Raw genomic sequence first — 12,266 nt, forward strand, 5'->3', positions numbered from 1 at the left:
TCACGGAGCCTTCGCGGCTTTTGGGCCACGCATCCGCACTTGCGTCAGGGATGGCAGCCCGCAGGGAAGACCCGCTTTCGGGACTTCAGCGCAGCCAACAGCCCGGCCCGCAGGGCGACGCCCAATTCCCCACTCGAAAATTCCAGGATGACATAGGTGCAATGATTGCGAGCCGCACATCGTTTGGGCTGAACACTGCAAATGATGGGGCGCCGACCTCAATCGACGAGGCCCGTGCATCTTGTTGGCAAATTTACCCTGGTCAAACCGCCGACCTTGTGGCCGCGCTTGCCGACCCGGACGGCTGCACATTACGGGAGTAATCCCAGCCGAAGCGCGAGCGCCACAGCATGGGGAAGGGTTGATGCAGCGAGATTTCGCCTGGCATTATCCAGATGAAACTTTACGCCGCGCGGCGTGAGATCGAGAAGCGAAGCAATATCCTCCATTGTCTTGCCGTCAGATATCCATGCGAGACACTGCCGTTCCCGCTGAGTTAGTGGGCTGCCCGTCTGATCGATCAGAGGTGCGCGTCCAATCCTGGCGCTCACATGCGCATGGTAGGTGAGACCCACCATTTGCAAGAGATCCTGGGACGTCTCAATGAAACGGTCGAGTCCAAGGCTCCGGTCATCCACCGCCAGCGTAAACGCGGCGAATTGTCCTTGGCTTGCGGGAATGCGAACCGTCAGACCTGTCCTGATCTTGAAGCTAAGCGCATCGTCAAACAGACGGCGTTCTTTCGCAGATTTTGCGCTACGCGCATCTCGTCCGTCCCACAGAAACATTCGGCTTGGGGTTCGTGGCTTTTGAAGAACGGGATCGATAACGTCGTATCTTTCATCGAAGTAGTGGTCGGTCCAACTCTTCGGATAGGACGAGATCAGGTTAGGGACATTAGCGCTGCGTCCAAAATAGGCAAACCACCGGAATCCTAACGCGTGGGCGGTTCGTTCCGCGACACGGCGAAAATCATCTTCCGTAACGGCGGAGTGAAGACAATCGACAAACTCATTACACGCCCTTTCGACATTTTTCATTGCGCCCCTTTTTTTAGAACTATTCTGACTTCCCTGAAGCGACAGCCACGCGCAATTCGCGCGCTGCGTGTGGGACGTGTATTTCGGTCTTGCGGCAACTTTGCGGCAAGCTGAGTTTGCCCCCTGTCGAAACTGACAGCTCAACGTCATGACCGCGCCTGCTTTCTTGATCGCGAACCTGTGATTCGCAGCTGGAGGTCAAGAATGAATGTCATTGTACGCGCGCGTACTGCGCTCCTGCACAATTCTGAACTGACACTGGGAATGCATCGCCTGCGAGGGCGTGTGTTTAAGGAACGGCTCGACTGGGAAGTCTCTGTCTCCGATGGATTGGAGATCGATCAATACGACACCCTCGCGCCGACTTATCTGTTGGCGGTCGAGCAGCGCGATGTTGTCGGTTGTGTTCGCCTGCTGCCGACCACTGGCCGCAACATGCTGGCGGATACGTTTCCCGTATTGTTGGATGGTCGAGCCGCGCCGAAAGCTGTCAAAATCTGGGAGAGCTCGCGCTTCTGCGTTGACACCCAAAACGTGGCGGCAACAGCCGAGAACGGCCTGCGAAAAGCGACGTTCCTGCTGTTTGCGGCAATGATTGAATGGAGCCAGCAGCACGACCTTCAGGCAATCGCGACCGTCACTGATCTGCGCATGGAGAGAATCCTGCGCCGGGCCGGATGGCACCTCGATCGACTCGGCGAACCGCGCCAGATCGGAGCCACCAAAGCCGTCGCCGGACTGTTGCCAGTCACCGATGATGCTCTCGGAGCGATCCGGAGCGCGGGGAAGATTTCAGGGCTGGCGATTGACACTCCGACATCAAGCGTGGCGCTCGCGGCATAGTGTCGAGCGTCTTCGCTCAGACAATAACAAAGAGACCTTCAACAATGGATCCTGCTGCATTTACGGCTTTGGTCGAAAGGTGTGCCCCGGCGACGGCAATGGTCCGGCCGCTGGCGGCGATTGTGCGGCAGGCAAGCTCATTCGAGCCTCTGCTGATCACGATTGAGGGGCGCAAACCGATTCCGATTCAGGCAACCGACCGTGACGAGGCCATTCAGCTCGTGACCGAGGCCACAGCCACTGGCCACCCGGTCCGAAGCGGCCTCGCTCAATTTGATGCCGAGGATATGAAGCTGGCCGGCCTGACGATCGCCACAACCTTCGACGCCTGCAAGCACATCGCGGGCCTTAGTGGATTGTTCGAAGCGCGACTGCGAGCAACGAACATCAAAAGGTTGAGCCGCGATCAGGCGATTGCCACCGTCGTGGCGAGCTTCGCGACGAACGCTCCCAGCCCTCCGCTCGACCCGCGCGCTCAAAAGCCCATGGCGTCTGCCGGTGCCGACATTTCCACCGGCGACCCGCCGACAATCAAACCACCAGCACCGTCTGTCAGGGATCATCCGAACTGGGATGTCTACCGCTCAGGCCTTGGCACGTCGGCTTTTGTCTATGAACGGTGAGGAGCACCACTTGTTTTGTCTTCAAATCAACCCGCGGTCCGGACCGGTCCGGCACCGCCAATCGGAGCCGTGTCATGACCTCTCGTCTTAAGAAACCCGCCGCCCTGTTTTGCATGGGGCTCGTTCTCAGTGGCGCCTTGGCCGAACCCGCCCTAGCGCAGACTGCGAACATCGAGGGCGTACTTCAGAACATCGTCACCATGTTGACCGGCAATGTGGCGCGCCTGCTGGCGACGCTGGCGGTCATCATCGTCGGCATCGCCTGGATGTTCGGCTATCTCGATCTGCGCAAGGCGGCTTACGTGGTGCTCGGCGTCGCCATCACCTTCGGCGCCTCCGAGGTGGTCTCCACCTTGACCGGAGGACGGTGATGATGGAGGCCGCGCGCCTCACGGAGGATACCCTGTTCCTCGCCTGCACGCGCCCGGCCATGATCGCCGGTGTAACGATGGAAGCCATGGCGCTCAACGTGATGTTCTCCTGCATCCTGTTTCTAGTGGCGGGGAGCATCATCTACGGCCTGGTCGCGATTCCGATCCACGGTCTCTGCCGTATTATCTGCCGCCACGATCCCAACATGTTCCGAATTCTGCTCGCCTGGATCGAGACCCGGGGACGCACGCGCAACGCGCCATTCTGGGGCGGATCGTCCTGTACCCCGCTCAAGCTAATCAGGCGCTATCGAGCGAGGGACCTTGGATATGCGTAATGCAGCGGCGAAAGTCCGGGAGATCGAGCCCGATGTCTACCTGCCGTTCGGGCGGCACGTCACCGATACGGTCATCAGCCTTTCGACGCGTGCCTTGATCACGGTGATCAGGATCGACGGCACCTCGTTCGAGACCGCCGAGACCGCCGATCTGAACGATCTTCACGCCAAGCTGAACCTCACGCTGCGCAACGTCGCCGATGAACGGCTGGCGCTGTGGACCCATCTGGTCCGCCGTCGGACGTCAGATTACCCGAAGGGCGAGTTCCGGTCTGGATTTGCGGCGGCGCTCGACGCAAAATATCGTGACCGGCTTCGCAATGAAGCGCTGTTTCGCAACGATCTCTATCTCACGTTGCTATGGCATCCCGGCCGCGCGATCACGGACGCGGCGGCCGCGTTCTTCAAACGGCTCAGTCGCGCCGCCGGACGCTCCGTCGAGGTCGACAGCGAGGCGCTGAAGCGGCTCGACGATGCCACGCGCGATATCGTCGCGGCACTCGAGCGTTACGGCGCCCGGACCATTGGATTGGTGGAGCGCGATGGCATCCTGTTTTCAGAACCGATGGAACTACTCCACGCCGTTACGTCTGGCGAGTGGATGCCGATGCCATTGCCGCAAGGACCGATCGGACCTGCGCTATACTCGAACCGCATCATCTTCGGCCGCGAAGCGCTCGAGATCCGAGGCGCCGGCGGATCGCGCTTCGCCGGCATGTTCGGAATCAAGGAATATCCGGCGTCCACCCGGCCGGGCCTGTTGAATGCGCTGCTTCCCGCGCCTTTCGAACTGATCGTCACGCAATCCTTCGCCTTTCTGTCAAAGGCCGACGCCAAGACGGTACTGACGCGCAAGCAGAACCAGCTGGTCTCGGCTCAGGATCCGGCGGCCTCGCAGATCGACGAGCTCTCTGACGCCCTCGACGACCTCGAATCCAACCGATTTGCGCTCGGCGATCATCACCTCTCGCTGTTGATCTATGCCGATACGCCTTCGCAGCTGCAGGATCACATGAGCGTGGCGCGGCGCGCGCTGGCTGACGCGGGTGCCGTGGTCGCACGCGAAGACCTCGGGCTTGAAGCCGCCTATTGGGCGCAGCTTCCGGGACTGTTCAAATACCGTGCTCGCGCGGGCGCGATCAGCTCGCGCAATTTCGCGGCATTCTCCCCCTTTCACACCTATCCGACCGGAAAGCCTGACGGCAATCATTGGGGACCGGCGGTCGCGATGCTCAAGACTGCGTCCGGCTCGCCGTTTTACTTTTCTTTCCATCACGGCGACCTCGGCAATACCTTCATCTGCGGCCCCTCGGGGTCCGGCAAAACCGTCGTTCAGAATTTCCTGCTGTCGCAGGCCGAGCGGCTCGGCGCAACCTACGTCTTCTTCGACAAGGACCGCGGCGCCGAGATTTTTATCCGCGCCGCCGGCGGCACTTACCTGACGCTCCGCAACGGCATCACGACGGGCTGTGCGCCGCTCAAGGCGCTGGAACTGACGCCGGCGAATCTCTCCTTCCTGGGCGAACTGGTACGGAAACTCGTCACGCCCGAAAACCGTCCCCTGACCGTCACGGAGGAAGAGCGGATCGACTCCGGCTTGCGAGCTCTTTCGCAATTGCGGCAGGAGGAACGCTCGTTCGGCGCGTTGCGGACCTTTCTCGGCCAGCAAGATCGTGAAGGGATCGGTGCGCGGCTAGAGCGATGGTGTCTCGGCGCACCCTACGGCTGGGTTCTCGATGGCGAGCGGGACGCCATCGGCCTCGATACCCGGTTCATTGGCTTCGACATGACCGATCTACTCGATCATCCCACCGTTCGCACACCGCTGATGATGTATCTGTTTCATCGTGTTGAGCGCCTGATTGACGGCCGGCGGCTGATCATCGATATCGACGAATTCTGGAAGGCGCTTGGAGACGAGGCGTTTCGCGATCTCGCCAACAACAAGCTCAAAACCATCCGCAAACAGAACGGCGTCATGGTGTTCGGCACACAGTCTCCCCGCGATGCGCTGGCCTCGCCGATCGCACACACCATTGTCGAGCAATGCCCAACGCAGATTTTCCTGCCGAACGCACGTGGTACGCGATCGGACTATGTCGATGGCTTCCACCTCACCGACACCGAGTTTCGCCTAATCAAGGAGGACCTCGCGCCCGAGAGCCGCCGCTTTCTTATCAAGCAGGGGCACAATTCGGTGGTGGCGGAACTCGATCTCGGCGGTTTCGAGGACGCGCTCGCGGTGCTGTCGGGGCGCACGGAAACCGTGGAGCTGCTCGATCGCGTACGCTCCGCGGTCGGCGACGATCCGGCTCAATGGTTGCCGGTCTTTCACGCAGAGCGGAGGAAAGCCCAATGATGCTTCAGCGCTTGCCGATCACTCTCGTCTCAGCATCAGCTGTCGCGGTCCTTCTGCTGACTTCACCCGCCGCAGCCCAGATTGTGTTCGATCCGAACGTGTTCGCGCGGCAATTCGAACAGCTGACCGAGCTCAAAAAACAGGTGGATACGCTGACGTCGCAGCTCAAGGTCGCGCAGGACCAGTTGAACCAGGCCAAGCAGCTCTATGACAGTTTCAACAAGCTGACCAACGCCAACGACATCGGGGCGCTTCTGAATACGCCGCAGTTTCGAAAAGTGCTGCCGCAGCAGTTTTCCGATATCGAAAAGCTGGTCGCGGGGCAGGGCAGGGGCAATTTTGCGAATTCGATCAACCAGTATCTCAATCAGAATCGCGCCTATGCCGGCAATAGCGGCAATTCGTATTACCAGAGCGAGCTCGACCGGATCGCCCGGCAGACCGGCGCCAAGCACTCCATGGGCCAGGCGGTCTACGACACCGCCTCGCAGCGCATCGATGCGCTTGAGGAACTCAGGACTCGCATCAGCTCGGCGACCGACGTCAAGGAAGTTCTCGACCTTTCGGCGCGACTACAGGCCGAACAGGCGCTTCTGCAGAACGACGTGCTGCGCATGCAGGGTCTCGCGATGATCCAGCAAGCCCGCACCGACATGGACGGACAACGCGAGCGCGAGAAACAGCGGCAACTCGTCGATGAAATGAAGGCGGCCCTGCAATGAAGACGATGATTTCCATTCTCCTGTCGATCGCCGCCGTCATCAGCCTTACGGGCTGCAACGAGGCCGACACCAGTCGCCCGGCGAAAACAGTAGGCTGGTTTTTTGAACATCGCGACGAGCTTGCGGTGGCTCTCAAGGCGTGCCGCGACAACCCCGGTGAACTCGCAAAGACGCCCAATTGCACCAACGCCAATGAAGCCCGCAACAAAGTCACCGTCCAAGAGATGAAAGACGCGTTGAAGTAAGGATCGCCGCGATGGCCATAAACGTCTTTGACAGTTTCCTGAAAGAATTCGAGCAGCCGATCACGGCATTCGTGTCGACGTCGGTGTCGAATCTCGCGTCCTACATCGACGGTCCGCTGCGCGTCGCCGTGACGCTCTACGTTATCCTGTACGGTTTTGCGGTAATGCGGGGAGCCATTTCTGAGCCGATCATGGAATTTGCCTGGCGGGCGATGCGGATCGTGGTCGTCGTTCTGCTCGCGACCAATTCCAGCACGTTCCAGCAATACGTCACCGGTCTGTTTTTCGACTCATTGCCGAAGGAAATCGGCAACGCGTTGGCGGGCTCGGGACTGAATACCAATTCCGGAGTTCCGTTCGACCAGCTTCTTTCCAAAGGGATCGATGTTGCCAACAAGATCTACGATCAAGCCGGGTTGACCAACATAGCGCCGGCGCTGATTGCGGCCATTCTCCTGGTGTTCGTGGCTGTTGGCTCGTTCCTCCAGTTTGCAATCCTGCTCTATGCCAAAGTTGGCCTCGGCGTCGTGATCGCGCTCGGCCCGATCTTCATTGCGCTGGCATTATTTGAGGCTACGCGCCCGTTTACGGAAGCCTGGCTGCGCCAAGTCGCCAATTTCGTGATCCTGTTGGTGCTGGTAGTCGCTCTGGTCGGGCTGATGCTAACCACCGTCACCGGCTTCATCGACAGGTTCGCGGCAAACGCGGGAACAGCAGGCGAGATGGTGGTGGCCGCAGTCGCCGTCAGCGCGGTGCTCGGTCTCTCCGGATACATCGCGCTTCAACTGCCGATCATCGCAGGCGGTCTCGCCGGGGGCGGCGCGTCGCTCGCAAGCCGGCTGGTAACAAGCCCATTGATCGCCAATGCCACGGCCGCCGCCGGCGGCGCGTATGCCGGCGCCCGATGGTCGGCAACACAAGGTCTCGCGGCGATGAGAGCCAGCCGTCAGGGCGGCAGCATGCGGCGCAGCCGATCGCAGGGGACCACGACCGCGTAGTCAGCTTACAATCCAACGGCCGATTCCATCAGAGTGAGGACGTGGAGCATTCCGCACAATTACGCTTCGCAGGCTTCGAAGCTGTGGCGGATTACTTACTCGTTGGATATGTCAGCCCGTCTTGATCCTTCAGCCAAAGGGCTCTAGTACCCCCTTTTCTTAGAGGGTGAGTCGTGATTCAAGATGAGGATGATACTCGAAGCAAGAGAAGTCCACGTTTCGCGGAAAGACCGCAAGGTGCTTGAGGCGTGTTGTCGCTCGCCGCTAACGATACAGCGCGATTTGAAGCGAGCGCGGATCGTTCTGTTGGCGGCGGATGGGCGCAGCACCCGGTCGATCGCCAAGGAAGTTGGGGTGCAGCCGCGGATTGTCAGCCTTTGGCGGCGTCGCTATGCCGACCATGGCCTTGAAGGGCTGCAAGACAAGCCACGGCCGGGCAAACAGCCGATTTATACGAAGACGACCGACAAGCGGATTCTGAAGCTGCTGGACAAGGCCGCACCGGAAGGGTTTGCGCGCTGGACCGGCCCGCTGCTGGCCGAGGCGCTGGGCGATGTTGACGTCCAATATGTCTGGCGGTTCCTGCGCAACCACAAGATCGACCTCGTGGTTCGCAAGTCCTGGTGCGAGAGCAATGACCCGCACTTCACGGCCAAAGCCGCCGATGTTGTTGGCCTCTACGTCGCCCCGCCCGCGAAGGCCATTGTGCTGTGCGTGGACGAAAAGCCTTCGATCCAGGCTTTGGAGCGAGCGCAAGGTTATCTAAAGTTGCCCAATGGCCGCGCCTTGACCGGCCAGAGCCACGACTACAAGCGGCATGGCACGACAACGCTGTTTGCGGCACTTGAGGTTGCCACCGGCAAGATCATCGCGACGCATTCCAAACGGCGGCGGCGTATCGAGTTCCTCGACTTCATGGACAGCGTCACCACGGCTTTTCCGGACCGCCAGCTTCACGTCATCCTCGACAATCTCAACACCCATAAGAAGAACGAGCACTGGCTCAAGGCCCCCCAACGTGCAATTTCATTTCACGCCGACAAGCGCGTCCTGGCTCAATCAGGTCGAAGTCTGGTTCTCGATCTTGCAGGGGCAGTCGCTCAGCGGCGCTTCCTTCACCAGTCTCAAACAGCTTCAGGAACACATCGATGCCTACGTCAACGCGTACAACGACAGAGCCGAGCCCTTCGTCTGGACCAAGAAAAAGGTCCGTCAACGCTGATTCAAAGGCCGACGTATCACTCAGCTTTGATTCCGGGTACTAGTCATAGGCAGACAAAATATTTGTTATCAATGAGATGATGGGATTATACTATTTTCACAGAAATAGTATAACATCCCTGGATGCTTGGCTTGATTGCTGTTATACTGTTTTCGCGTAATTAGTATAATGGAGATCCGATGAAGCTCCTCGATCCAATGTACCAGACCATCTATTCGGAATTGTCCCAGAGAAGCTTGGACGCCACTTTTACATCGGACTTCTCGCTCGAAGGACGCTTCATCGCTGTTGAAGTGAAAGGCAAGAAATACTGGTATTTCGACAAGGCTAAACAAGAGGGTGGCCAGGAGCGACGTTACGTCGGGCCGGTGGAGGATCCGGAGATCACCAAGCGGGTGGAAGTATTCAAGGACCTCAAGGCGGACATGCGAGCCCGGCGGAAACTGGTGTCGACGCTTGTACGCGAAGCCTACCTTCCTCAGCCGGATCGAACCACTGGCGACGTCATCGAGGCCTTGGCGAACGCGGGCTTCTTCCGTCTGCGAGGCGTCCTCGTCGGGACGGTGGCGTTCCAATGCTATTGCGCGATCCTGGGGGTGCGATTGACGAATGCCGTCATGCAGACGTTGGATGCGGACTTTGCGCAATTCCATTCCGTATCGGTAGCAGTTGAGGACAGTCTGCCGCCGGTTCTGCAAGTCATCAAGAAAGTAGACCCCACATTCCGCGAGATTCCAAGCCAGACCGATGGACGTCAGACGTCGCAATACGTCTCGCGCAGCGGCTTCAAGGTCGAGTTTCTTACTCCCAACACCGGTTCAGCCGATTTCGACGGAAAGCCAGTTCGAATGCCTGCGCTGGGCGGCGCATCGGCTATTCCGCTGCGGTTTCTCGACTACCTCATCCACGAACCCGTGCGAGCCGTGCTGATGCATAATGCAGGCGTGCCGGTCGTCGTCCCGGCACCCGAGCGCTATGCGATACACAAGCTTATCGTGGCCACCCGACGGCGGACCGACCATGACGGCACGGCGAAGAGCCGTAAAGATCTCGGACAGGCGCTTGCGCTTTTCGAGGCGATGATCCAGACGCGTCAGCACGTCGCCCTCGCTTCCGCGTATACCGAGGCTTGGGACCGCGGCGAAGCTTGGCAAAATGCTATCCGCCAAAGTCTCTCGACCTTCGACAACGACGCCAGATCGATGGCAAATAAAGGATTGGCTGCAGGATTGGCCGAACTCGGAGACGACCCGGCGAAGTACAACCTGGCAGACGAACCATCGACGACGACCAAGGTCTAGCTGTCGCTCGTCCAACCTATGGCACCATATATCGACAAGAGGCTCACTGCGTCGAATGTGGCGGAGCCCGTGACCACAAAGTCGCTCGCCTTGTAGAACGTCGACATCGCTGGAGTGAGCGTCCGGTGGATTGACCATCCGGCCGCAATGAGACCCCGTCGTTGATGCGCGCCGCCAATTGCGACAATCGGGCAGCTATTGGGATCGGACAAGAGCTCCCAAACACCCTGCCGAAAAAGACAGGTCAGGATGACGACCGACTCTGTTTCTGTGATCCGGAGCATGTTTGTCGCTGAGGCCGCGTTGAGCACGGCGGCATTAGCCAGCGTGCGAGAAATAGCCGGCATCAGGCGAGCCGGGGCAAGACGGGGCATCAGAAAATGTGGCGTCGACTATTCATTATCTGCGTGGTCGCATGGCAGCTTGGCGGCTGCGCGATCTGGTCCAAGGCGCCACCCTCATGTGACGGTCTGGCGCGCCGGCCCCTCAATCGTTCGCTGTGGGACTGGGAAACCGGCACGCCGTTGGCGACACCGGAGCCACCAATTCCGCCATCCGCACCAATCATCCGTAAAGGCGAGAGCAGCTCGTCAGCGCCATCCTCTCATCTCGCCGCATCAGGCCACTTGGCGGACATTGCGGCCTCTTACCGCTCCTGCGGCAAGGAGGCGTGAGATGGTGGGGCACGATAATCTGAAAACTTATTTCGATAATGCGCGTCGATGGGAACAGGATCTCTTGCTGTCCGCCCATCGCTCGCGGCGCATCGCCTGGGTGGTCGCGGCCGGCGCGTGTGCGCTGGCGGTCGCCTCGGTCGGAGCGGTTGCAGCGCTGGCGCCGCTGAAGACCGTCGAGCCGTTCGTGATCCGGGTCGATAATGCGACCGGCATCGTCGAGACCGTCTCCGCGCTCAATTCGACGCCGTCACGCTACGACGAGGCGGTCACCAAATATTTCTTGGGACGCTACGTTCGCGCGCGTGAGGGCTACAGCTACCCGGAGGCCGAAACCAACTTTCGCACGATTTCACTGCTTTCGGGGCAGGGTGAGCAGGCCCGATTCGCGGCGTGGTATCGCGGCTCCAATCCCGAAAGCCCCCAGGTCGTTCAAGGCCGTTTTGGGGTCGCGACGGTGCGTATCAAGGCGATCTCGCTCCTGGCCGACAATGTCGCGTCTGTGCGTTTCATGAAAGAGAGCCGCAAGGGTGAGGAAACCCGGGTGACCCATTGGGTCTCCACCCTGACGTTTTCCTACGCCAACGCGCCGATGTCCTCCGCCGACCGTCTGATCAATCCGCTCGGCTTTCTAGTTTCTGAATACCGCGCCGATCCGGAGGTCGTTCCATGAAACGTTTCGTGCTCTTGATGGCCTTAGCCCTCGGATTCGTAGGGCCGGTGCTGGCGCTGCAACAGCCGTCACCGGGGCAACGCGATGCCCGGGTACGCACGGTGACCTATGACCCGTCCAACGTGGTCCGGCTCAACGGCGTGATCCGCGCCTCGACGCAGGTCGTGTTTGCCGACGATGAGGAGGTCGCGCATGTGGCGATCGGCGACGCGGTGGCGTGGGAAGTCGCACCCGCGGGCTCGATCCTGTTTCTCAAGCCGCGCGAAAAACATCCACCGACCAATCTGCAGGTGGTCACCACCCGCCCGGACGGGCGCAAACGCTCCTATCAGTTCGAGTTGTCGATCGCCGAGACGACGCTTGCGGACAGTTACTTCGTCATCCGCTTCGCCTATCCCGGCGAAGAGATTGAGCGCCGGCGTCTCGAGGCGGCCGCTCGCGGCGCCGAGCGCGAAGGCGCCCTGATCGAGCAAACCTTCGACCTGCATCACGCCTACGGCGCGCGCAATTGGCGCTTCTCGGCACAGGGCTCAATCGATCTCGAACCGGAAGCCGTGTTCGATGATGGCAAGGAGACCACGTTTCGCTTCGCGGGAAACCGCGAAATTCCGGCAATCTACCTGATCAATTCGGACGGCTCTGAAAGCCTGGTACCCAAGGATGTCCGAGGCGAGCTTGTGGTGGTCCACGCCACGGCCAGAGAGTTTCGATTGCGCAAGGGAGATAACGTGCTCTGCATTTATAATGAGGCGTTTGACGCGGTCGGGATCAATCCCGGGACCAACACCACAAGCCCGTCGATCGAGCGGCGGGCGAAGAAATCACCTCCATCCCTGAAGTCACGATAGGCGAGCGCG

Annotated in this window: 12 protein-coding genes and 1 pseudogene; 12 read left to right on the forward strand and 1 reads right to left on the reverse strand. The window is 59.9% G+C overall.

The features are described 5' to 3' along the window. Positions 1–311 precede the first annotated feature (311 nt). Positions 312–1,040 (reverse strand): autoinducer binding domain-containing protein, encoded by a 729-nt coding sequence (locus JQ573_RS34375; RefSeq protein ID WP_212319298.1) that lies wholly within the window; start codon positions 1,038–1,040, stop codon positions 312–314. Between the two features lie 204 nt (positions 1,041–1,244). Here JQ573_RS34375 and JQ573_RS34380 point away from each other — a divergent pair, with 204 nt between their 5' ends. The 12 genes and pseudogenes from JQ573_RS34380 to virB9 all read left to right on the forward strand — a co-directional run bounded on the left by JQ573_RS34380 (position 1,245) and on the right by virB9 (position 12,257). Beyond that, positions 1,245–1,883, forward strand: a complete 639-nt coding sequence (locus tag JQ573_RS34380; RefSeq protein ID WP_212319297.1) for an acyl-homoserine-lactone synthase — start codon at positions 1,245–1,247, stop codon at positions 1,881–1,883. 44 nt (positions 1,884–1,927) lie between these two features. Continuing rightward, on the forward strand, positions 1,928–2,506 hold the full coding sequence (locus tag JQ573_RS34385) for a type IV secretion protein (protein ID WP_212319296.1): 579 nt from the start codon (positions 1,928–1,930) through the stop codon (positions 2,504–2,506). A 74-nt stretch (positions 2,507–2,580) separates the two neighbouring features. Further along, the gene (locus JQ573_RS34390) at positions 2,581–2,877 is read left to right on the forward strand and encodes a TrbC/VirB2 family protein (RefSeq protein WP_212319295.1); all 297 of its coding nucleotides are present in this window, start codon (positions 2,581–2,583) and stop codon (positions 2,875–2,877) included. Beyond that, positions 2,877–3,215, forward strand: coding sequence for a type IV secretion system protein VirB3 (locus JQ573_RS34395; RefSeq protein WP_212319294.1), 339 nt, complete (start codon positions 2,877–2,879; stop codon positions 3,213–3,215). Before JQ573_RS34390 ends, JQ573_RS34395 begins: the two co-directional genes overlap by 1 nt. Then, a complete protein-coding gene (locus JQ573_RS34400; protein ID WP_212319292.1) occupies positions 3,208–5,574 on the forward strand; it encodes a VirB4 family type IV secretion/conjugal transfer ATPase in 2,367 nt (788 codons plus the stop codon). The genes JQ573_RS34395 and JQ573_RS34400 overlap by 8 nt, the downstream gene beginning before the upstream one ends. Continuing rightward, positions 5,571–6,296, forward strand: a complete 726-nt coding sequence (gene virB5 / locus JQ573_RS34405) for a P-type DNA transfer protein VirB5 (RefSeq protein ID WP_212319287.1) — start codon at positions 5,571–5,573, stop codon at positions 6,294–6,296. Before JQ573_RS34400 ends, virB5 begins: the two co-directional genes overlap by 4 nt. Then, positions 6,293–6,541: an EexN family lipoprotein gene (locus JQ573_RS34410; protein ID WP_212319285.1), complete on the forward strand. Its 249-nt coding sequence runs from the start codon at positions 6,293–6,295 to the stop codon at positions 6,539–6,541. Before virB5 ends, JQ573_RS34410 begins: the two co-directional genes overlap by 4 nt. A gap of 71 nt (positions 6,542–6,612) precedes the next feature. Then, on the forward strand, positions 6,613–7,539 hold the full coding sequence (locus tag JQ573_RS34415; RefSeq protein ID WP_312011721.1) for a type IV secretion system protein: 927 nt from the start codon (positions 6,613–6,615) through the stop codon (positions 7,537–7,539). A 189-nt stretch (positions 7,540–7,728) separates the two neighbouring features. Then, a pseudogene (locus JQ573_RS34420) lies at positions 7,729–8,761 on the forward strand (IS630 family transposase). A gap of 179 nt (positions 8,762–8,940) precedes the next feature. After that, a complete protein-coding gene (locus tag JQ573_RS34425) occupies positions 8,941–10,062 on the forward strand; it encodes a GSU2403 family nucleotidyltransferase fold protein (protein WP_212319282.1) in 1,122 nt (373 codons plus the stop codon). Positions 10,063–10,737: 675 nt separating this feature from the next. Beyond that, positions 10,738–11,409, forward strand: coding sequence for a virB8 family protein (locus JQ573_RS34430; protein ID WP_212319281.1), 672 nt, complete (start codon positions 10,738–10,740; stop codon positions 11,407–11,409). After that, positions 11,406–12,257 carry a P-type conjugative transfer protein VirB9 gene (gene virB9 / locus JQ573_RS34435; protein WP_212319279.1) on the forward strand — a complete coding sequence of 284 codons (852 nt, stop codon included), beginning with the start codon at positions 11,406–11,408 and terminating at the stop codon, positions 12,255–12,257. Before JQ573_RS34430 ends, virB9 begins: the two co-directional genes overlap by 4 nt. Positions 12,258–12,266 lie beyond the last annotated feature (9 nt).

The sequence above is a fragment of the Bradyrhizobium sp. AUGA SZCCT0105 genome (assembly GCF_018129565.1).
Classification (GTDB): Bacteria; Pseudomonadota; Alphaproteobacteria; order Rhizobiales; family Xanthobacteraceae; genus Bradyrhizobium.